This window comes from Anaerobacillus sp. QJM3NY_32, assembly GCF_056173645.1.
In genome coordinates, this window is record NZ_CM149684.1 from 2648172 (window position 1) to 2671105 (window position 22934).

Consider the following 22934-nt stretch of genomic DNA (forward strand, 5'->3'; position numbering starts at 1 on the left):
GCAACATCCATGTAAACGAAATGTATGCTCGGTTTCGGGCGTAGACACCGAAAAATACTAAGCCTCCCCCTATAACCATGGTCAGAAAGGGAAATATCGGTGGAAAGGTTTTTTCATACAAATAAAAAAACGAAATGATAAGATACACAAACAACATGTCATAAACGTAATAAAGAATATGAGGGAGTTCCTTTCGTAAACTCATGACTCCTTCTTCCTCTCTAAATGGCTAAGATATGCGTCATCACCTGACATTTTCACTTCATAGCATTTATGTCCTTTCCTTTCTAATAGATGGTAAAACGCTGCTTCTTTGCTCTCTTGGATCGGTTCTCCTAATCGAATGATAACAGAACGATCTGTTATTCGCTTCCGCAGCCATGCACTCATTCGCTCAAAAGATAACAAAGGTCTCGTTTCGTCAATTCGAGCTAGCATTTCAAGCGCATTACTCAACTGAGCATTTCCCTCACCTGCTTCCAGTGTCATACATGGGGACGGTCCCTCTGGATCTAAATTGATATGTAATTCGAATGACACTCCTCTTTTGGTAGCAAGCTTGCAGAGAAAAGCAAGTTGACTAATATACGTCTCGATGTCTTTAGAGACCTGCCCAGGACTATTTTTCTTTTTAACAGATAAATCAAGAACAAATATCCACCTCAAATCAATCGAACGTTCGTATACTTTTGTTTTCAATTCTGAGGTTCTAGCTGTGGCTTTCCAATGAATGCGATTGAATGGGTCCGAACTTTCGTATTCCCTGGCACCTGCTGGAGATGAGAGGTTTTCATATAGCGAATGTTCATATGAATGGCTTCCCAATTCGAACATCGAAAGTTGCTCTACACCTTTCACCTCTAAAAGTTCGGGATATATCAGAATTTCTGTCTGAAATAAACTTTCAAGAATGGATAACTGTTTCCCCCATCCAAAGAGATCTTTAATCAAAAGCTCTACTTTTCTTATCCGAGTCACTCCTCTTTTATCTGCATAAATCGGAAAGGAAATGGTTTTCCTTTCCTTTTTACCAAGATAAAAAGGTATGGAATAAAATTGAAGGTATTTGGTATTTTGGACTAGATCAACGTTTGAAACATGCAGAATAGGCTCTAGAGAAAAATGGAGCTGACCATTCCATATCGGCAATTTCCCTGTATTGTTTAGTGTAAAAGAGAGGGTTTCTTGCTCCCCTTTGAAAAGCTTAATCGTTCGACGGTTATTTTCTAACTCAACTTGCTCACCTGCCTTTTTCAAGTACAGACGAGTAAAAAAGGTTAATAACAATAGCGCAATGGTGATTAAGAAAAGTTCAAAAGATTGAAAATAAAATGAGGAAAGAAGCACAATCCAGCTCAGGGCAAAAAATGAAGTTAGAAACAATGAAAGCCTAGTTGACGATCTCCACCTCATGTTGCTGATGTCCCTAACACTTCCACAGGCACTTCAATTTGAGTGAGAATTTCATTAAATACTTTTTGTTTCGTCATCCGCATGGATCCTTCCATCGTAAGTACAAGACGGTGACTAAGAACATAAGGAGCCACGAACTGGAGATCATCAGGAGTGACATATCGTCTCCCTTCTAAATACGCTTTTCCCTGTGCGGCTTTCATAAAGGCAATTGTGCCCCTTGGACTAACGCCAACACTTATGTACTCTGAATTTCTTGTGGCTTCCACAATATTAAGTAAATAATCTTCAATCACATCAGAAAGTTCAACTCGTTTTACTTCCTCTTGAAATGATTCAATCTCACCTTCTTCAAAAAGACACGTCAAATCATCAAATGGATTATGTAATCTCATCATTTGAATCATCTGTTTTTCTTCTTTCATGGTTGGGTATCCACTTTTCATTTGCATAAAGAAGCGATCCATTTGTGCTTCAGGTAATGAGAAGGTGCCCTGTGATTCTAATGGGTTCTGTGTCGCCATGACGATAAAAGGAGTAGGGAGCTTTAACGTTGTTCCTTCAATGGTTACTTGCTTCTCTTCCATAACTTCCAATAAACTCGACTGGGTTCTTGGAGTAGCTCGATTTATCTCATCTGCGAGTAATACATTCGTCATAACGGGTCCGGGTCGTAATTCAAAATCTTGTTTCTTAGGATTGAAAAATTGAATACCTGTGACGTCACCTGGAAGAACATCAGGAGTAAATTGTATTCTCTTAAATTCCCCTCCTAGTAAAACGGCCATTGACCGGGCAAGAAGTGTTTTCCCGGTACCTGGAACATCTTCTAATAAAACATTCCCATTATTCAACAATGAAATCACTACAAGTTCAATCGTTTTTTCTTTGCCGATCAGCACCTTTTGCATTTCTTGTTGAACAATCTTCATTTTTTCTACAATTTTCATTTTGTCAGCTCCCTTTCAGACCAGATGAAAAATAGGCTATTCTTTTTCTTTTTTATAATTCCAAAGAAAATCACGATCTAGACTCGTCCCACGTCTTTTCTCGTCTCGCAGTTTATGGCTTCCATCTTCGCCAAGCTGGTTCCCTTTTAGAAGAGCACTATCTCCGTATTTTGATCGGATAGATCCAATGGTTTTCTGTAAGCTATCTCTTCTTGAATCAGCTTCAAAAGAAAATAAATCAAGCTGAACAGTGGCTTCGTTTCGATCTACTAATTGCTGTCCAGTTATTCCGAGTAATCGAATTGGCTGCCCGGACCAGTTCTTTTCAAATAGTCGCTGAGCTGCATCTAAAATATCAGCAGATTGAGAAATCGGGTTTTGAAGCTTCTTGCTTCTGGTTACAGTTGTGCGATCATTGTAGCGAATCGTCAGCTGAATATTAAAGCTCAAAACATTTTTCTTACTCATACGCTTCGCGACCGAATCTGATAAATTAGTCAGCGCAGTATTAATACGATGATGATCAATGAGGTCCTCTGGAAAAGTGGTTGAATTCCCAACGCTTTTAAACTCATCTATGGCGTCAGGATCAACCGGACGGTCGTCCCTCCCATTTGCGCGGTCATGTAACCTTCTTCCGTTAATACCAAGCTTCATTTCAAGCTGCAGAGGATTCGCATGAGCAAGATCGTGAATGGTTTTAATATTGAGTTCATGCAATTTTCCCTTCGTTTTCTTGCCTACGCCATGCATTTCACCAACATCTAGCGGCCAGAGTAATTTATCTAGCTCTCTTTTACGAAGAATCGTTATACCTAAAGGCTTCTTCATATCAGAAGCCATTTTAGCCAAGAATTTATTAGGGGCAATTCCGATACTACAAGGAATACCAATTTCAGAATGAATCCGCTGTTGAATTTCCTTTGCAATAGCAACAGGACTTTTCTCACCACAATCTTCCGTAATATCTAAGTAACCTTCATCAATCGATACTGGCTGAACGAGTGGCGTGTAGGTTTCTAACAATTCGAATATTTGGAGGGAGGTTTGGCGATAAAGGGGAAAGTTAGGTGGCATGATGAGAAGTTCTGGACAGTACTTTTTCGCTTCCCATACCGGCATTGTTGTTTTCACACCTTTCTTTCTCGCTTCATAGCTACTCGTCACCACAATGCCTCGCCTTTCCTCAACATTCCCGGCAATCGCAAGAGGTTTTCCGCGAAGCTCAGGATTATGAGCAGCTTCAACTGACGCATAAAAACTGTTCATATCCACATGAAAAATAATTCTCCCTCTTCCCTTTGCACTCCTATCCATTCCACACATCTCCTTAAACCTAAATCGACTCCGTTCGAGTCTATTCGGGCGGTGCCTGTCACTAATAACTAACAAAAAGACAGGAGTGGCCCCCTGTCTTACGTCGTTTTAACTTGTTGTCTTTCAACCCATTTCACAAATTCATTTCCGTGAAAATGCTTATTGAACTCCAACTGAAATTGATACATTGCTTCAAGAAATTCAGCGTTTTCTTCTGATTTGGAGCGATATTCTTCAAGGTATTTCATAACGGAGTATGAATACTGGTCACTCGCTTCTACTTTCGTTAGTCCTTCTTCAGTCAAAGTAACGTATGATACGCGTCGATCATCCGTTTTCTTTTCAAGTTTAACGAACATTTTGTTTTTCAACCGCTTTAATACCTGCATAACGGTGGAGACATCCCATAAACCGATTTCCGATATTTTGGTTATCGTTACCTCTTCCTCAAAGTAAACAATCCACATGACATGTTGTTCAGCCTGAGTTAATCCAATCTCTCTTGCATTTTTTTGCCATTCATTTTCGAGAACTTTATATGTTCCGCGCATATAGTTCATTAGTTTATGAGTTTGAATAGAGTCCATCTTAACACCGCTTCCACTTCTTAAATTGTAATCATACGAATCTATTTTAACATAATATAGGAATCCTGCCACGAAGATGAGAACAACAAAAAAAGAACATTGTCTAAATTCGACAATGTTCTAAACAATGCTTTACTTACTATGCATTTGCAACTTCTTTAATAATAGATACAACGGCTTCAGAAACTTTCACTAATTCTTTAACCGGCATCCGTTCATTTGTCGTATGAATTTCTTCATAACCTACCGCAAGGTTAATTGTAGGGATACCGTGTCCAGCTATAACGTTTGCGTCACTTCCACCGCCACTAGTTAATAATTCTGGGGAACGACCAATCTTTTCCATAGCTTTTTTCGCTATTTCTACAACGTAATCACCATCGTTGAACTTAAATCCAGGGTACATGACCTTTATATCAAGATCAACGGAGCCTCCCATATCTGAAGCTGTTGTCTCAAATGCTTTCTTCATTTTTTCTACTTGAGCTTCCATTTTCTCTGGAACGAGCGAGCGTGCTTCTGCAAGAACTTCCACATAGTCGCATACAATGTTTGTTTGTGAGCCACCTTGAAAACGACCAATATTCGCTGTCGTTTCATTATCCAAACGTCCAAGAGGCATCTTAGCAATAGATTTTGCTGCCATCGTGATTGCAGAAACTCCCTTTTCAGGTGCTACTCCTGCATGAGCCGTTTTTCCATAAATAGTTGCCTTGATTTTTGCTTGAGTAGGAGCCGCTGTGATAATTTTACCAACTTCACCATCACTATCGAGAGCGTAGCCAAATTTGGCAATTAGCTTCTCTGGATCAAGAACTTTTGCACCTTGTAGCCCAGACTCTTCTCCAACAGTTATAATAAATTGGATCGTTCCATGCTCGATATTCTGTTCTTTTAATACACGAATAGCTTCAAACATCGCAGCTAGTCCAGTTTTGTCATCGGCACCAAGAATCGTTGTTCCATCCGATACAACATAACCATCTTTAATTGAAGGCTTAACTCCTTTTCCTGGGACAACTGTATCCATATGCGAAGTGAAGTAGATCGGATCTGCACTTTCGACGTTGCCTTTTAGTGTACAAATTAGGTTACCGGCTTCATGTTCCGTTTTTTCTGCTGCATCATCTTCTTCTACTTCCACACCAAGTGATGTGAACTTTTCTTTTAAAATGGCAGCTATTTTCTTTTCGTTTTTTGTTTCAGAATCAATTTGAACGAGTTCTAAAAACTCATCCACAAGTCTTTGTTCATTAATCATGATGTCGTGCCTCCTGTAATTCATTTTATAGCGGAATGTTACCATGCTTTTTCTTTGGACGTTCTTCTCGCTTATTTCTCATTAATTCCAGTGCTTCAATCAATTTCATTCTAGTCTCTCTCGGATCAATGACATCATCAACCATCCCGCGTGATGCGGCTATGTATGGATTAGCAAATTTCTCCCGATACTCTTCAATCTTTGAAGCGCGCGTTTCTTCGGGATTATCGCTCCCATTAATTTCTCTCGCAAAAATGACGTTTGCGGCTCCCTCTGGACCCATTACAGCTATCTCTGCATTCGGCCATGCATATACAAGGTCAGCTCCAATGGATTTCGAGTTTAGGGCAACATATGCTCCACCATAAGCTTTTCTTAAAATAACTGTAATTTTGGGAACCGTTGCTTCAGAATATGAATAAAGAATTTTTGCTCCGTGACGAATAATGCCACCATGTTCTTGCTTGATCCCAGGGAAAAATCCTGTAACATCCTCAAACGTGATCAATGGTATATTAAATGAATCACAGAATCGGATAAACCTTGAAAGCTTATCAGAAGAATCAATATCAAGTCCTCCTGCCATTACCTTAGGCTGATTGCAAATCATTCCAACTGTTTCTCCCTTGATTCTTGCAAAACCGATGACGATATTCTTCGCAAAATACTTTTGTACTTCTAAGAAAGAATCTTTATCAACCACTGAATCAATTACGGCTCTAACGTCATATGGCCTCGTGGAGTCAAATGGGACAATATCGGCAAGATCTGAACAAAAATCATCTCGTTCCGGACTTGCCACGATTGGCGTCTTCTCCTCGTTATTGGATGGTAAGTAAGTGATCAAATCGCGAACGTTTGCGAGAACTTCTTCCTCAGTTTTTCCTGTGAAGTGCGCATTTCCACTTTTAGAACGGTGAACTTTCGCACCGCCAAGATCTTCAGCAGAAATTTTCTCACGCGTAACCGTTTCGATTACTTTCGGACCAGTAATAAACATCTGACTCGTATCTTCTACCATAAAAACAAAATCAGTAATTGCTGGTGAATAAACAGCCCCACCTGCACATGGACCCATAATCACAGAAATTTGTGGGATCACTCCGGAATAGATCGAATTTCGATAGAAGATATGTCCGTACCCGTCCAATGATACCACACCTTCTTGAATTCTCGCACCTCCAGAGTCATTCAAACCAATGATTGGAGCACCATTACGAGCAGCAAGATCCATAACATGGGTTATTTTTTTGGCGTGCATTTCCCCTAATGCGCCACCAAACACAGTGAAATCTTGGGCAAAAACATAAATGGGACGACCATCTACTTTTCCATAACCTGTCACAACACCTTCTCCAGGTGCTTTTAAATCTCCCATTCCGAAGTCTTGAGAACGATGTTCAATGAACGAGTTCAACTCAACAAAGGTACCTGAGTCAACCAGCAAGTCAATTCGTTCCCTGGCGGTTAATTTACCTTTCTCGTGCTGCTTGTTAATCCGTTCATCACCACCGCCCATTTCAACTTCTCTTCTGCGATCATACAGTTCATTAATTTTATCGTACATGTCCATTATTCTGCCTCCTTCGTTCCCTTTTCACAAAGTTCGTATAGTACTCCTCCTGCTGATTTAGGATGCAGAAATGCAATGTTCGCTCCACCAGCTCCTTTAACAGGTGTTTCATGAATCAGCTTAACACCGTTTGAAGAAAGCTCTTTCAATCGTTCTTCAATCCTGTCATCAGCTAGAGCAATATGGTGAATACCCTCGCCTCTCTTCTTAATGAATATGGCCACTGGACTAGACTCACTCATTGGTTCGAGAAGTTCGATTCTCGACTCACCGATTTTCATAAAAGCGACTTTCACACCTTCAGAAGCGACTTCCTCAATCGCTTCAAGCTTCAAGTGAAGCTGATTCACATAAAAAGGTAGTGCTTCTTCAAGAGAAGAAACGGCAATCCCAATATGATCAATTTTCTTTGGTGGTTCTTTAACTGTTTGGTCAATTCCATCACGCTCATATACTGCTTTTTCAATAAAAATGGCTGTATCTTTTGTAGGTGTTCCAGGCGTGAAAACTTTTTGAATCCCTTTTGATTCAAGAAACGGAATGTCTTCCCATGGAATTACGCCCCCTCCCACTACAATAATATCCCCTGCACTGCGCTCTTCTAATAATGAAACAATCTCAGGGAATAATTCATTATGGGCCCCAGATAAACAAGATAGGCCAATTGCATCTACATCTTCTTGTACAGCAGCTGCAACGATTTGCTGTGGCGTCTGTCTTAACCCTGTGTAGATCACTTCCATTCCATAGTCTCGAAGGGCCTGCGCAATAACAAGAGCACCTCTATCGTGTCCGTCAAGACCTGGCTTCGCAATCAATACTCGAATCTTCTTCATATCGTTCAACTCCCAGTTTGTTTAGATTCCTGTGTACTCACCAAATTCTTCCCGAAGTACCCCGCAGATTTCGCCAACCGTGCAATAGTCTCTAACACAGTTAATAATAAGAGGCATTAAATTGCTAGTTCCTTTAGCTCCCATTCTCAATTCTTCCAACCGAGCGCTCACTCGATTCGGTTCTCTCGTTGAGCGCAGCGATTCAAGTTTCTCGATTTGTTTGCGCTGAAGCTCCGGATCAATACGATGTAATTCAGGCTTTGGTTCATCTTCTAGAGTATATTGATTCATTCCAACAACGACTTCTTCGCCGCTTTCGATTTTCTTTTGAGTTTCATAAGAAGCTTGATGAATTTCCCGCTGCATATAACCTTGCTCAACAGCTGAGACTGCACCACCTATATCATCAATCTTGCGAATATAATCAAACACATACTCTTCTAACTGATTAGTTAGTTTCTCAATAAAGAAAGAACCTCCTAGCGGATCAACCGTATCCGTAACACCACTTTCATTCGCGATAATTTGCTGCGTTCGAAGAGCAATCCGTGCTGAATCTTCTGTTGGTAACGCTAATGCTTCATCCTTTGCATTCGTATGCAAACTCTGGGTACCACCTAATACTGCTGCAAGCGCCTGAATGGTAACTCGAACGATATTGTTATCCGGTTGTTGGGCTGTTAGCGTTGATCCTGCTACTTGAGTGTGAAAACGTAGCTGAAGGCTTTTCGCTTTTTTAGCTCCATACCGTTCCTTCATAATCTTTGCCCAAATTCTTCTCGCAGCTCTGAACTTCGCAATTTCTTCAAGGAACTGATTGTGTCCGTTAAAGAAGAAGGCCAATCTTGGTGCAAAGTCATCGACCTTTAACCCAGTTTCAATGGCTGCGTCAACATAAGCGATTCCGTTAGCAATTGTAAAAGCTAGCTCTTGGGCCGCTGTCGATCCCGCTTCTCTTATGTGATAGCCTGATATACTAATCGTATTCCATCGCGGTACATGCTCAGCACAATAAGCGAAAATGTCTGTGATAAGTCTCATAGATGGTTTTGGTGGAAAAATATACGTGCCCCTGGCGATGTATTCTTTTAAAATATCATTTTGGATCGTTCCAGAAATTTGTGCCTGTGACACTCCCTGTTTTTCTGCAACGACAATATACATAGCAAGCAATACAGATGCTGGAGCATTAATGGTCATGGAAGTACTGACTTTATCAAGAGGGATATCTCGTAAAAGCGCTTCCATATCATTGAGTGAATCAATAGCAACACCCACTTTACCAACTTCACCTTTGGCCATCATATCGTCTGAATCATAGCCGATCTGTGTAGGAAGATCGAAGGCTACTGATAATCCAGTTTGACCTTGATCAAGTAAATATCTAAAGCGACGGTTGGTTTCCTCAGCTGATCCAAACCCCGCATACTGTCTCATTGTCCATGTTCTACCTCGGTACATCGTTGGTTGAATACCTCTTGTATATGGATATTGGCCTGGTAAGCCCAATTTCTCCATGTAGTTCTTATCCAAAGTTTCTGGATGTCCCAAACGGTCTATATCAATTCCAGAGCTCGTCTTAAACGCTTCTTTCTTCTCCGGAAACTTCTCAATTAGTTTTTCAGTTAGTTCTTTCCATTCCTTAAATTGAGTTTGAAAATCTTTCTTCTCTGTCTCCATCCCCATTCCTCCCTAGTTGTCTTGCTATAGAATTAATTCGAAATTTAGATGTCTAACTTATATCTAATTCTTCATTAAGTAAGCGTTTTCCTTCTAGAACTACAAAATTTGTCGATACTCGCTACCGTTTCATGAAGGATTGTCTTGTCCAATATAAGAAATCCATGTAAAATGACAATAGAATGTTTATTTTGGGAGGGACTCTCATGCCTCGTAAAGCCACAAAGATTGTTGTATATATTATGATTATCTCGATGCTTCTTAGTTTGTTTGCTGGAGCAACTGCGATGTTGTTTTGATAACGAATTGTTTTTAGCAAAAAAATCATTCTCAAATAAAGAAATAGTTTTTATCCTATACAAAGAAGAGGCTGTCAGCTGACAGCCTCTTCTTTGTATAAGCAATCTCTTTTAGTATCTATCATTATTCATAGCTATGAACGAAGTTAATTTTGGGCTCCTTTATGATCTAAAATAGCTTTATCCTTAGATAGGGCTCCAGATTCAACCCCAAGCTTATAAAAATCATTCTCACTCGTAGTAATCATGATTTTCGTTCCAATTGGAACGACCTCAAAAAGCGACTCAACCTCTTTATTTAAAAGACGTATGCAACCCGCCGTTATATATTCACCAATTGAATATGGACGATTAGTACCATGGACACCGTAAATCCGACCATTTGTGCCTTTTGCATCAAACCCAATCCATCTTGTACCAAGTGGATTGTCTTTCGCACCACCTTTTATGTTTTTCTTTCTGTAATAAGGGTCTTCGGCTTTTATAATGATTGTAAAAAGCCCTTCTGGTGTATCTTCTATACTTCGACCGGTCGCTACTGGTAAAACACGTTGAATTTCATTGTCATTAATGAAAGCAAGCTCATTTGTCATCTTGTTAACGATAAGAAACGGATCTCCGGCGTTAGGCTGATTACCGAATGGGAAAAGAATGGACACAGAGAGATATATCGATAGTAAGAAAGAAGTCATAGTCTAACACCCCTTTTAGTATCTATCATGCATCTATTTATTCAATTCATTCGGATTTTGAGAAAGCTCCCGGTTTAAAGTATCGTTTTAATAGCAAATATTGTTCGATTTCATTTAGAAAATATAGAAGAGCTGACCGCGTTTCAAATTCGTCTCGAGCAACAGGTAACGGCGAATTCCTAAATTCTTCTCTCATGGATTCAAGCTCTTCTAGAAAAAGATTCGCAGTATTTTGGGGTTTAACAGCTTCACTAAGCTTTTCCATAAAATCGGCAATTTTACGACCGTGAATATATGTTTGATCGAGTGAAGAAATAATCGGCAACACTCTCTCTAATATCGTAAATTGTTTTTCTCGCATTTTGAAATAAACATAGTACTTATCATCATCGCGAATCATATGATTTTCGATATCTTTAAGAGCTAAGTTCTTCGCATACTGAAGCAAATCACCTACTTCAATGATTTCTTTACCGTCCCAGTTGCTTTCACCTTCTCGAAGATAAACCGCGTATTCCATTAAGATCACAGAAAACTTCTCTTCAATTTGTTTTCTAATATTCAATAAATCTTTCTCAAGACTTGGCATATAGAGGTTAAATAGAAGAGCAACACCTATACCAATAACAATAATAGCTACTTCGTTCCATACAATGTCCCAGCTTACTTGATTAAAATTATAAATATGGAGAATGATAACTGAGCTTGTAATAACGCCTTCGGTTGCCTTGATGGCGACAACGGCTGGTATAAAGAAAAGCAACAATAGTTAGATGCTAAACGGTGTATATCCGATTCCTTCAAAAAATACAGCGCTAAACACAATTCCGAGTAAACAAGCTAGAAATCGTTCCCATGAACTTCGAAAAGACCGTTTAGTCGTCGGTTTTATACAAAGAATGGTAAGTATGCCAGCAGAAACGTAGTTATCAAGAGAAAACAATTGGGCGATTGTTATCGCAACACCAGTACCTATTGCCGTTTTTACCGTTCTATAACCAATTTTCACTTTCAATAAAGATACTTCCTTCCAAATATGACTTACTACTTTAATATCCTTCAATTATCAGAGTCTAAACCATTTTCGAATCGTTGAACAGCAAATTCTCTTTAAATAGCGCTTTCAAAAAAATATTTTCACAATAAAACCTTACATTCTATAGTTGTGATAGTCCGATTATATATCCAATTCAGACGCTTTATCTTATACTCAACAAAAAAAGTGAGCCATAGGCTCACTTCATAACACTTTTTCTAAGAATGCTTTTGCTCGATCTGTTTTTGGTTCATTGAAGAATACTGCAGGTTCACTTTCTTCCACAAGCTTTCCTCCATCAAGAAAAAGGATACGATCAGCTGCTTCTCTTGCAAAAGCCATTTCATGTGTAACAATCACCATAGTCATCCCTGATTGACCAAGATCCTTCATTACATCAAGAACTTCTTTTACCATTTCAGGATCGAGTGCAGAAGTCGGTTCATCAAACAACATATACTCAGGTTCCATAGCTAGGGCTCTAGCTATGGCTACACGTTGCTTTTGACCTCCAGAAAGCCGTTTCGGATATTCATTCGCCTTCATTGAAAGCCCAACTTGCAATAGGAGCTCATGTGCTTTTTTCTCAGCAGCCTCTCGCTTTAATCCTTTTACTTTCATTGGGGCATAAATAAGATTTTCCAATACTGTTTTATGAGGAAAAAGGTGAAAATGCTGGAACACCATCCCAATAGACTGACGTAACTCCATGACGTTTGTAGTGGGATCTGTTAATTTTTTATCATCTACCCAGATTGTTCCGGAGGTTGCATTTTCTAATTGATTCATACATCGAAGAAGAGTTGATTTACCAGATCCAGAAGGTCCAATAATTGCAACTACTTCTTCTTTTTGAATCGTTGTTTGAATATCAGTTAATACTTCAAGAGTTCCAAACTTCTTGTGTAAATTGTCTATTTTAATCACTCCGGCTCATTCTCCTTTCCACCATTTTTCCAACTAGAGTTAATATCATAACGAGTAAGTAATAAATGATCCCCGCAATAAGTAACGGCTCAAAATACTTGAACTTCTCTGCAGCCACTATTTGACTTCTTCTCATAATATCAAACACACCAATAACAGATACAATCGCTGATTCCTTCGTTAATGTAATAAATTCATTCATGAGTGCAGGTAAAATGTTTTTCATAGCCTGTGGTAGAATGATATCCTTCATCATCGGACGATAAGGTATACCTAATGCAGCAGCCGCTTCATTCTGTCCGCTGTCTACTGCACGAATTCCAGCCCGAATAATTTCGGAAATATATGCAGCTGAATTTAGACCAAATGAAAGGACACCGGCTTCAAAAGCTGAAATATCATAACCCGTTAGCTGAGGAGTTGCATGATAGAATAATAGTAGCTGTAAAATAAGTGGCGTTCCCCGGAAAACGGAAGTATAGGCATCAGCTATCCAAGTTAGAACCTTTACTCTACCAATTTTAAATAATGCGAGAACCGTACCAAGCACAAATCCTACTATTGCAGATACACTTACAAACTTTAACGTGACCAATATTCCTTGCAGGATGTAGGGAATATTAGGCACGAATTGGCTGAAATCCAAATCCATGCCTGATCATCCTTTCTTCTAAGGTGTTATTCTACAGTGTCTTGACCAAACCATTTCTCAATAAGCTCGTCCATCTTGCCATTTTCTTTCATTTCTTTAATTACTTCGTCAAATTCTTCAGTCAGTTCACTATCTTTTGGAAAAGCGACAGCTGACCCTGCTTCCTCGGTATTAGGAAGGTTCTCACCAGTTAAATCTTCATTACTTTCTAAGTAGCCCTTCGCTACCGTATCTTCAATAATAATGGCATCGTAACGTCCTGACTTAAGTTCTTGAATCAGTTCTGGAATTCGATTTAATGTGATAATCTCCATATTTATTCCACTGTCTTTTAGCTCATTCGCTTTATCTTCTTGAATCGATCCAAGCTGAACACCAACTTTTGCTCCGTTAAGGTCTTCTGGCTTTGACATTTTATTATCTGATAAAGAAACAACCATGTGATTAGCTGAATAATAAATTTCTGAGAAATCGACATTTTCCTTACGTTCATCTGTAGGCGTCATTCCTGCAAGAACGAAATCAACACGTTCACTACTTAGTGCTGTAATTAATCCGCTAAAATCCATATCTTTAATTTCCACATAATATCCCAACTCATCAGCGATGTAGTTTGCAATATCGACGTCAAAACCAATAATATCTTCTCCTTTTGCAGAATCAATGTATTCAAACGGCGGATAATCAGCTGAAGTTCCCATAATGAGCGTTTCTTCAGATGAACCTCCACTTTCTTCTTCGTTCGAATTTTCATTTGAAGATCCGCATGCAACTAGTGCCATCACCATGAATAATCCAACCATAACCATTAGCCAATTTTTCTTCATTTTAATTCCCCCTGATCAATGTATAATAATTCGTTTTTTTGTATATTGATTACTATAGCAGATAATAATTTAGATTTCTACATATTTATTCATATTATTTCATATAAATTAAAGTTGTTAAATTCGGTTTATTCTGTATTATTAAACAAAAAAACCTCTTGTTCCTTCTTAATTAAAGAAGCAGAAACTAATATTATATGCAAAAAAGCACCAGGCAAGTTTGCCTGGTGCTTTTGAGTAAATGAGTTCAATTTAACAATATTTATTAAATAAGTATTGTAGCATTCCAGATACTTCTTCAGGATCGCTACCTTCGATTTCATGACGTTCAACCATATTAATAATTTCTCCGTCTTTTAATATAGCAAACGATGGAGAAGATGGTGCAAAACCTTTGAAGTATGAACGTGCTGTTGCTGTAGCCTCTTTATCTTGACCTGCAAACACAGTTACAAGTTGATCTGGCACCTTCTCGTTTGTAATAGCCATTTTTGCAGCCGGTCGCGCAACCCCTCCTGCACATCCACATACAGAGTTTACCATCACAAGCGTTGTTCCTTTACTTGTCACAACCTCTTCTACTTCTTCAGAAGTTGTTAATTCTTTATATCCTGCTGCTTTGATTTCTTCACGAGCTGTTGCAACAACGTCGTTCATAAATAAATTAAAGTCCATAGACATTTTATATTCCTCCCTTTATCATGAAAGCTTCTCTCTTATTGTATCGCGAATCCCTATACTTTTCCAAGAAACGCTTTCAAACTTTATCAAAAAAAACAGCCATCCGAGTAGGGACGGCTGTATTTCTTAATAAACGGAAGTATTGTCTTTTGAAATCGTCTCTAGATTTTCTTTTACCCGAGCAAGAAACTTACCGCAAATCATGCCATCTAGAACTCTATGGTCAAGAGAAAGGCAAAGGTTAACCATATCACGAACAGCAATCATACCGTTGTTCATAACTACAGGACGCTTCACAATACTCTCAACTTGAAGAATGGCTGCTTGAGGATAGTTTATAATCCCCATGGATTGAACAGAGCCGAAAGACCCAGTGTTATTCACAGTGAATGTTCCACCCTGCATTTCTTCACCCTTCAATTTACCCGTTTTGGCTTTTTGAGCAAGCTCTTTCACTTCGCGAGCAATGCCTTTAATTGATTTTTCGTCTGCATTTTTAATAACAGGGACGAAAAGAGATTCATCTGTTCCTACAGCAATGGAAATATTAATATCTTTTTTCTGAACGATCTTATCGCCAGCCCACATTGAATTCATTTGAGGGAATTCTTTCAGAGCTTCTACGACAGCTTTAACAAAGAACGCAAAGAACGTTAAGCCATATCCTTCCTTCTTCTTAAAGTCATCTTTTATCCCATTTCGATATTCAACGAGATTCGTTACGTCAACTTCAATCATCGTCCATGCATGTGGCGCTTCATGCTTACTGCGAAGCATATTGTTGGCAATCGCACGACGAACACCAGTAACAGGAATTTCAATATCCCCTTCTGCTACAGGAACATCTGCTCCTTTTCCTTCAGAAGTTTCTTTCACTGGAGCTTTTGGAGCTTCTTTCTTCTCTTCCTTCTTGCTAACAGCTTTAGGTTCTTCTTTAGGTGCTGGCATTTCACCTGACTCAATCACCTTCTGGATATCTTTACGGGTAATACGCCCACCTTTACCAGAACCGCTTATTTGTTCAAGATCAAGATTGTTTTCCTGAGCCATACGGAGAACAGCTGGTGAATAACGACGTTTCATCGGCTGATCTACTTCTTCTTGATCTTTTTTATCTTCAGATATATTCTCTATCGCTTTTTGACCAGTAGATTCTTCTTGCTTTTCTTCTGATGCTCCACCTTCAATATCGATATAGCAAACCAGTTCGCCTACTTCAATCGTATCGCCTTCTGCAGCTACAAGCTCTTTAATTACGCCTGTATAAGATGATGGAACTTCCGCATTCACTTTATCAGTATTTACTTCCGCAATTGGATCGTACTTATTAACAGTATCGCCAACTTCAACTAGCCATTTCTCAATTGTACCTTCTGTGACACTCTCGCCCAACTGGGGCATGAGTATTTTTTCAACTGCCACTCTAATCCCTCCTATTCATCCCACGGTTTAAAATTCAGCTAATTCACGCATCGCTTTCTCGACTTTATCAGGATTTAACATGAAATATTTCTCCATCGGAGGAGAATACGGCATTGATGGGACATCAGGTCCTGCAAGGCGTTGAATTGGAGCGTCAAGATCAAAAAGACACTCTTCCGCAATAATCGCTGAAACTTCACTAATAATGCTTCCTTCTTTATTATCCTCTGTAACAAGAAGAACCTTTCCTGTCTTCTTCGCCGCTTCTACAATCGCTTCACGATCAAGCGGGTATACTGTTCGAAGATCAAGAACATGAGCAGAAATACCGTCTTTCTCAAGCTTCTCGGCTGCTTGAAGGGCAAAGTGAACGCTTAGACCGTATGTAATAACCGTGATATCGTCACCCTCACGCTTCACATCCGCTTTTCCTATGGGAAGCGTATACTCTTCTTCAGGCACCTGTCCTTTAATTAAACGATAAGCTCGTTTATGCTCAAAGAAAAGAACTGGATCGTCATCACGAATCGCTGCTTTTAGTAATCCTTTTGCATCGTAAGGAGTTGATGGCATAACAATTTTAAGTCCCGGTACATTAGCAAAAAGCGCTTCGACAGATTGCGAATGATAAAGAGCACCATGCACTCCACCACCATAAGGAGCACGAATGGTAATTGGACAGCTCCAATCATTGTTAGAACGATAACGAATTTTTGCCGCTTCTGATACGATTTGATTGACCGCAGGCATGATGAAATCAGCAAACTGCATTTCAGCTACAGGACGCATCCCATACATTGCAGCACCGATACCAACGCCCGCGATAGCAGACTCTGCAAGTGGAGTATCAATCACTCGTTGTTCTCCAAACTCATCATACAAACCATCAGTAGCGCGGAAAACTCCACCTCGTACCCCAACATCTTCACCTAATACAAAGACTTTCTTATCACGCTGCATTTCTTCTCTTAGGGCCTGGGTTATCGATTGAATATATGAAATAACTGGCATAATGGTTCCCCCTTACTCTGCGTATACATGCTTCATTGCATCTTCGGCAGGTGCATAATCCGCATTTTCTGCGTATTCTGTTGCTTCATCGACCTCTTTTTGAACACGGTCGTGAATTTCTTTTTCAATCTCATCTGTTAGAACGCCAACCTCTTTTAAATAAGCTGCAAAGGTAATGATCGCATCCTTTTTCTTAGCTTCTTCTACTTCCTCACGCGTACGATAGGCGCGATCGTCGTCATCACTTGAGTGAGGCGTTAAACGATAAGAAACTGTCTCAATCAATGTTGGACCATCACCGCGACGTCCTCTTTCAACTGCTTCTTTTGATGCTTCATATACAGCAAGTGGATCATTTCCATCAACAGTTACTCCTGGCATACCATAACCGATCGCACGGTCTGATACTTTCTCACAAGCTAACTGCTTAGAAACTGGTACTGAAATCGCATATTTATTGTTTTCACATACGAATAGAACTGGTAACTTATGAACACCAGCAAAGTTTGCTGCTTCATGGAAATCACCCTGGTTCGATGAACCTTCACCGAATGAGCAGAATGTGACAAGATCTTTCCCTTCCATACGCCCCGCAAGAGCAAATCCTACCGCATGTGGTACTTGCGTTGTTACTGGAGAAGACCCAGTAATGATATTATTCTTCTTCTGTCCGAAATGCCCAGGCATTTGACGACCTGCAGAGTTTGGATCTTCTGCTTTCGCAAATCCAGATAGCATAAGGTCTTTTGCAGTCATACCGAACGCAAGGACAACTCCCATATCACGATAATAAGGAGCGACAAAATCTTTTTCTGGATCCATTGCAAAGGCAGAGCCTACCTGTGCTGCCTCCTGCCCTTGACAAGAGATTACAAATGGAATTTTCCCAGCTCGGTTAAGTAACCACATGCGTTCATCAATTTTACGAGCCATTAACATTGTTTCAAACATTTCGAGCACTCTTTCATCAGAGAGACCTAATGCTTCATGACGATTTTCAGCCATAATGTTTTACCTCCTTATATAACCTTTATTAAGAATGAATTGCTTTTCCATCCACTGCAAGCGCAGCTTCACCAATTGCCTCGGATAATGTAGGGTGAGGATGGATTGTATGTGCCACTTCCCATGATGCAGCATCTAGTACTTTTGCAAGACCAGCTTCAGAAATCATATCTGTTACATGAGGACCAATCATATGTACGCCAAGGAGATCCTCGTTATCAGCATCAGCTACAATTTTCACAAAACCATCAGACTCCCCAAAAACAAGCGCCTTGCCAATCGCTTTAAAAGGGAATTTCCCAACCTTAACATTATGACCTTGTTCTTTTGCCTGATTTTCTGTCAAGCCTACACTTGCCATTTCTGGACTGCTGTAAATGCAGCTAGAAACCATTGTGTAATCAATTGGTTCAGGATTTTGATCCGCTAAATGTTCAACGGCGGTAATCCCTTCATGAGAAGCCACGTGAGCTAGCTGCATTCCTCCAATAACATCACCAATCGCATAAATATGAGATTCTTTCGTTTGGTAATATTCATTGGTCTGGATGACACCCTTGTCTACCTCGATCGTCGTGTTCTCAAGTCCAATGTTTTTCACATTTGCCTCACGCCCAACTGATACAAGCATTTTGTCAGCAGTAAATGTTTTGGTTTCCCCTTCATGCTCAGCATCAATGGAGACACCATTATCTATTGTAAGAGAATCACCCATCACCTTTGCTCCAGTGAAAAGCTTGATTCCTTTTTTCTTCATAAGCTTATGCGCTTCTTTAGAGATATCCTTGTCTTCTGTTGGTACGATCCGATCCGCATATTCTACAACCGTAACGTCTACACCAAAATCAACAAGCATTGAAGCCCATTCAATCCCGATTACGCCTCCGCCGACAATGATGATCGAAGATGGTAGACTTTCCATACGAAGCGCTTCATCAGAAGTCATAACATATTCGCCATCTATTTCAAGGCCTGGAAGCGTACGCGGTTTAGAACCAGTTGCAACAATAACGTTTTTGGGAATTAGCATTGCATTTTCTTCTCCGTTATTCATCTCGACTGAGACCGTACCAGGCATTGGAGAAAAGATAGATGGTCCAAGAATTCTACCAAAGCCCTCAAATACATCAATCTTCCCCTGCTTCATTAGGTGTTGAACACCTTTATGAAGTTGGTCAACGATACCTTGTTTACGTTCTTGAACTTTCTTAAAGTCTAGGGCAATTTCTTTAGCCATAACGCCAAACTCTTCACCGTGCTTAGCAGTAGCATACACTTCAGCACTTCGAAGCAATGCTTTACTAGGAATACATCCACGATGCAAACATGTTCCACCAAGTTCACGTTTTTCAACAATTGCCGTTTTGAGACCAAGTTGTGAAGCCCGTATAGCGGCTACATAGCCACCAGTACCTCCACCCATAATGACGAGATCATATTCTTCAGCCATTCAAATTCTCCTTTATAGAACAATTTATTCCCTTTTACAGTTAAGGTCGTAACAATCATATGAAAAAGTTAATAACCATTACATGACAGTCGATTCTACGGAAGAAACAGGGTATACTTTTGCCTTTTCTTCTTTTCTCAACACCCGTAATCCACCTTCAGCTAAAGCCTGGAGCTCATTTTCTCCAGGATGGACAATAACGTCAGCGATCCACTTAATCTGATCTGTTATTTGAGATACAAACTGCTTACCATATGCTAGTCCACCCGTTAATACAATCGCATCGACCTCTCCAGCAAGAACAGCGCTAGCAGCACCGATCTCTTTTGCTACTTGATATGCCATTGCGTCAAAAACGAGCTTTGCTCTCTCATCACCTTCACTGATTCGCCGCTCTACTTTCACAGCATCATTCGTCCCCAGATAACCAACGTAACCAGCTTGTCCAACGACCTTTTTCATAATTTCATCTGCATAGTATTCTCCGGAGAAGCACATAGATACTAATTCTCCTACCGGAACTGTACCGGCACGTTCAGGTGAGAAAGGACCTTCCCCATGCAAACCATTATTCACATCAATAACTTTCCCTTTATGATGCGCGCCTACCGTAATCCCTCCACCCATATGAGTTACGATAAGGTTCAACTCTTCGTATTTACTATTCAGTTGGGATGCAACTCTTCTAGCAACAGCCTTTTGGTTTAAGGCATGAAATATACTTTTGCGCTCTATTTCAGGCACTCCCGAAAGACGGGCCACATCTTGAAGCTCATCCACAACAACCGGATCTACAATAAAAGAAGGAATATTTAGCTGTTCAGCAATCTCAAAGGCAATAATTCCACCTAAATTTGAAGCGTGTTCACCTGAGAAACCGTTTCGAAGATCTTCGAGCATCATGTCATTGACTGAATACGTCCCCCCTTCAATGGGACGTAATAAACCACCACGGCCTACTACTGCCGATAACCTCGAAATGTTAATATCTTCTTCATCTAACGCTTCAAGAATAGTGTTTTTTCTGAATTCATACTGATCGATGATGGTTTTGTATTGATTAATCTCATCCGTATCGTGCCGTAATGATTTCTCAAATACGGCACGTTCATTATCAAAAACACCTATTTTAGTCGATGTTGATCCCGGGTTGATTACCAGAAGTCGATATTCTTTATCTGTCACTCGAAACCCTCCGTTTATCTGCGATGACCTAGAATGTGCTGAGAATTCATTAAGAATTGGCTTCTTGATTGCTTCATTTGCTCAATTCTTTCTTCAGCAAGGCGGTCAGCTGCTGCATAAGTAGGAATACCATCGCGTTTAGAGATTTCAATGACTTTCGCAATGGTGTCATAAATGCCATCAACACGTTTCATAGCGCGATCGCGATTATAACCATAAAGCTCATCAGCAACGTTAATAACGCCACCTGCGTTAATTACATAGTCCGGTGCATATACGATACCCATTTCGTGAATCTGATCACCATGAGACGTTTCGCGAAGCTGGTTGTTAGCCGCTCCTGCAATAACTTTTGCTTTAATTTTCCCTATAGTCTCGTCATTAATAATGGCACCAAGTGCACAAGGAGCGAAAATGTCGCACTCTACTTCGTAAATATCGTCCGGATCGACTGCTTTCGCTCCAAAATCAGCAACTGCACGATCAACAGATTCTTTGTTAATGTCAGTGACTACAAGTGAAGCTCCTTCTTCGTGAAGATGTTTGCAAAGGTTATATGCAACATTCCCAACTCCCTGAACTGCTACTGTTTTACCTTCTAACGAATCGGTACCGAATGCTTCTTTTGCAGCTGCCTTCATTCCAACATAAACACCGTATGCTGTTACAGGAGAAGGGTTACCAGAAGAACCAAATGCCGGTGAAATACCCGTTACATACTCTGTCTCTTCGTGGATCATATCCATATCTTGAACTGTTGTACCTACGTCTTCCGCAGTAATATAACGACCATTTAGACCCTGAATGTAACGACCGAACGCACGGAACATTGCTTCGTTTTTGTCTTTGCGAGGGTCACCAATAATAACAGTTTTTCCCCCTCCAAGATTCAAGCCAGCCGCAGCATTTTTGTAAGTCATCCCTTTTGCAAGACGAAGAGCATCTTCAAACGCCGCTTCTTCGGAAGCATATGTCCACATTCTTGTACCACCAAGAGCTGGTCCTAGTGTTGTATCATGAATGGCGATAATCGCTTTTAACCCTGAAGCTTTATCCTGACAAACTACCACTTGTTCGTAATCATATTTCTCCATATAAGTAAAAAGTTCCATTTAAATCTCCCTCTCTGTTTTCCTAAAAATTTATTTAGCTGAACTAACCGCAAGCGCGATACTATAAACTTTACTTTGTGCACTATCTGCTCGAGAAGTTAAAACAATTGGCGCCTTTGCACCTGCAATAACTCCACCAACTTTTGCATTTGCAAAATAAACGAGTGATTTATATAGTGCATTCCCCACTTCAATTGAAGGGACAAGAAGAATATCTGCTTTACCTGCAACTTCACTCTTTATCCCTTTATGCTCAGCTGCCTCGACAGAAATAGCATTATCTAGTGCAAGTGGTCCATCAATGATACAATCAGCAATTTGACCTCTATTATTCATTTGTGTAAGTGCTGATGCATCAAGCGTCGCCTGCATAGCAGGATTGACCACTTCTACTGCAGCAAGCGGTACAACTTTAGGTAATGTAACACCAATGCTTTTCGCAATATATACAGCGTTTTTAACAATTTCAACCTTTTGCGTTAAATCCGGGGCAATATTCATACCTGAGTCTGTCACGAAGATCAGGCGTTCGTATCCCTGAACGTCAAACGCAGCTATGTGAGAAAGTACTTTTCCTTTTCGTAACCCATATTCTTTATTTAAAACTTCTTTTAAAATAACCGAAGTGGAGACCATTCCTTTCATTAACACATCAGCTTCTCCATTTCTAACCGCCATAACAGCAGCTCTCGAAGCCTCCTGGTCTGATCGAGCCTGGACAACCTTGATAAATGTTGATTGAGATAATCCGTGATTATCTAGCATTTGCTCGATTTTGTTCTGATCTCCGTAAAGGATGAATGAAGCAAGTTGTTTGTCAATGGCTTTATGAACTGCTTCAATCACTTCTTGATCTGCCGCGGAGGCAAGCGCAACTGTTTTAGTCGGCTGTTCCGCTACCTTCTTCACAAGTTGATCTAGATTCATTGATGTCCCTCCTTTTACGCCATCATACTATTATGCAAGTTCCATGCCAATTCTCACTTGTTGACGCAACAAGGATTCGCGGTTATTGAAC

22 protein-coding genes and 1 pseudogene are annotated in these 22934 nt (G+C 40.0%); 1 reads left to right on the forward strand and 22 read right to left on the reverse strand.

What is annotated here, in order from left to right; translation table 11 throughout:
• Window positions 1-201 precede the first annotated feature (201 nt).
• The 8 genes from AC0VYH_RS13910 to AC0VYH_RS13945 form a co-directional block, all read right to left on the reverse strand.
• A complete protein-coding gene (locus tag AC0VYH_RS13910) occupies window positions 202-1413 on the reverse strand; it encodes a DUF58 domain-containing protein (protein ID WP_475372649.1) in 1212 nt (403 codons plus the stop codon).
• Window positions 1410-2363 carry an AAA family ATPase gene (locus tag AC0VYH_RS13915; protein ID WP_430246957.1) on the reverse strand — a complete coding sequence of 318 codons (954 nt, stop codon included), beginning with the start codon at window positions 2361-2363 and terminating at the stop codon, window positions 1410-1412. The genes AC0VYH_RS13910 and AC0VYH_RS13915 overlap by 4 nt, the downstream gene beginning before the upstream one ends.
• 36 nt (window positions 2364-2399) lie before the next feature.
• Window positions 2400-3680 carry a DNA polymerase IV gene (locus tag AC0VYH_RS13920; protein ID WP_194222081.1) on the reverse strand — a complete coding sequence of 427 codons (1281 nt, stop codon included), beginning with the start codon at window positions 3678-3680 and terminating at the stop codon, window positions 2400-2402.
• Between the two features lie 98 nt (window positions 3681-3778).
• A complete protein-coding gene (locus AC0VYH_RS13925; protein WP_430246958.1) occupies window positions 3779-4267 on the reverse strand; it encodes a transcriptional regulator, SarA/Rot family in 489 nt (162 codons plus the stop codon).
• A gap of 139 nt (window positions 4268-4406) precedes the next feature.
• Complete coding sequence (locus tag AC0VYH_RS13930) at window positions 4407-5528, reverse strand: M20/M25/M40 family metallo-hydrolase (protein ID WP_430246959.1); 1122 nt, start codon at window positions 5526-5528, stop codon at window positions 4407-4409.
• A 25-nt stretch (window positions 5529-5553) separates the two neighbouring features.
• A complete protein-coding gene (locus AC0VYH_RS13935) occupies window positions 5554-7104 on the reverse strand; it encodes an acyl-CoA carboxylase subunit beta (RefSeq protein ID WP_303531129.1) in 1551 nt (516 codons plus the stop codon).
• On the reverse strand, window positions 7101-7937 hold the full coding sequence (gene mce / locus AC0VYH_RS13940; RefSeq protein WP_430246960.1) for a methylmalonyl-CoA epimerase: 837 nt from the start codon (window positions 7935-7937) through the stop codon (window positions 7101-7103). Before mce ends, AC0VYH_RS13935 begins: the two co-directional genes overlap by 4 nt.
• 21 nt (window positions 7938-7958) lie before the next feature.
• Window positions 7959-9617, reverse strand: a complete 1659-nt coding sequence (locus AC0VYH_RS13945; protein ID WP_475372650.1) for an acyl-CoA mutase large subunit family protein — start codon at window positions 9615-9617, stop codon at window positions 7959-7961.
• Between the two features lie 206 nt (window positions 9618-9823).
• Here AC0VYH_RS13945 and prli42 point away from each other — a divergent pair, with 206 nt between their 5' ends.
• Window positions 9824-9916, forward strand: coding sequence for a stressosome-associated protein Prli42 (gene prli42 / locus AC0VYH_RS13950; RefSeq protein ID WP_142329569.1), 93 nt, complete (start codon window positions 9824-9826; stop codon window positions 9914-9916).
• 146 nt (window positions 9917-10062) lie between these two features.
• Here the strand turns inward: prli42 and AC0VYH_RS13955 are convergent, their stop codons facing one another.
• The 14 genes and pseudogenes from AC0VYH_RS13955 to yqiS form a co-directional block, all read right to left on the reverse strand.
• Entirely contained in the window at window positions 10063-10608 is a 546-nt protein-coding gene (locus tag AC0VYH_RS13955; RefSeq protein ID WP_430246962.1) for a L,D-transpeptidase, read from the reverse strand.
• Window positions 10609-10654: 46 nt separating this feature from the next.
• On the reverse strand, window positions 10655-11197 hold the full coding sequence (locus AC0VYH_RS13960) for a hypothetical protein (RefSeq protein WP_475373793.1): 543 nt from the start codon (window positions 11195-11197) through the stop codon (window positions 10655-10657).
• 9 nt (window positions 11198-11206) lie between these two features.
• Window positions 11207-11617 (reverse strand): annotated as a pseudogene (locus AC0VYH_RS13965) (aromatic acid exporter family protein); the annotation flags it as partial.
• Window positions 11618-11848: 231 nt separating this feature from the next.
• Complete coding sequence (locus tag AC0VYH_RS13970; protein WP_430246964.1) at window positions 11849-12571, reverse strand: amino acid ABC transporter ATP-binding protein; 723 nt, start codon at window positions 12569-12571, stop codon at window positions 11849-11851.
• Window positions 12564-13223: an amino acid ABC transporter permease gene (locus tag AC0VYH_RS13975; protein WP_194222088.1), complete on the reverse strand. Its 660-nt coding sequence runs from the start codon at window positions 13221-13223 to the stop codon at window positions 12564-12566. The genes AC0VYH_RS13970 and AC0VYH_RS13975 overlap by 8 nt, the downstream gene beginning before the upstream one ends.
• Before the next feature lie 26 nt (window positions 13224-13249).
• On the reverse strand, window positions 13250-14050 hold the full coding sequence (locus AC0VYH_RS13980) for a transporter substrate-binding domain-containing protein (protein ID WP_475372651.1): 801 nt from the start codon (window positions 14048-14050) through the stop codon (window positions 13250-13252).
• 252 nt (window positions 14051-14302) lie between these two features.
• The gene (locus AC0VYH_RS13985; protein ID WP_226614125.1) at window positions 14303-14731 is read right to left on the reverse strand and encodes a BrxA/BrxB family bacilliredoxin; all 429 of its coding nucleotides are present in this window, start codon (window positions 14729-14731) and stop codon (window positions 14303-14305) included.
• Window positions 14732-14857: 126 nt separating this feature from the next.
• Entirely contained in the window at window positions 14858-16153 is a 1296-nt protein-coding gene (locus tag AC0VYH_RS13990) for a dihydrolipoamide acetyltransferase family protein (protein WP_430246966.1), read from the reverse strand.
• A 27-nt stretch (window positions 16154-16180) separates the two neighbouring features.
• Window positions 16181-17164 (reverse strand): alpha-ketoacid dehydrogenase subunit beta, encoded by a 984-nt coding sequence (locus AC0VYH_RS13995; protein ID WP_475365456.1) that lies wholly within the window; start codon window positions 17162-17164, stop codon window positions 16181-16183.
• A gap of 12 nt (window positions 17165-17176) precedes the next feature.
• Window positions 17177-18169: a thiamine pyrophosphate-dependent dehydrogenase E1 component subunit alpha gene (locus AC0VYH_RS14000; RefSeq protein ID WP_194222093.1), complete on the reverse strand. Its 993-nt coding sequence runs from the start codon at window positions 18167-18169 to the stop codon at window positions 17177-17179.
• Window positions 18170-18197: 28 nt separating this feature from the next.
• Window positions 18198-19619 carry a dihydrolipoyl dehydrogenase gene (lpdA, locus tag AC0VYH_RS14005; RefSeq protein WP_475365458.1) on the reverse strand — a complete coding sequence of 474 codons (1422 nt, stop codon included), beginning with the start codon at window positions 19617-19619 and terminating at the stop codon, window positions 18198-18200.
• Window positions 19620-19697: 78 nt separating this feature from the next.
• The gene (gene buk, locus AC0VYH_RS14010) at window positions 19698-20804 is read right to left on the reverse strand and encodes a butyrate kinase (RefSeq protein WP_475372652.1); all 1107 of its coding nucleotides are present in this window, start codon (window positions 20802-20804) and stop codon (window positions 19698-19700) included.
• 14 nt (window positions 20805-20818) lie between these two features.
• A complete protein-coding gene (gene bcd, locus AC0VYH_RS14015; protein ID WP_194222096.1) occupies window positions 20819-21916 on the reverse strand; it encodes a branched-chain amino acid dehydrogenase in 1098 nt (365 codons plus the stop codon).
• 30 nt (window positions 21917-21946) lie between these two features.
• Window positions 21947-22843, reverse strand: coding sequence for a phosphate butyryltransferase (yqiS, locus tag AC0VYH_RS14020; protein ID WP_475367728.1), 897 nt, complete (start codon window positions 22841-22843; stop codon window positions 21947-21949).
• Window positions 22844-22934 lie beyond the last annotated feature (91 nt).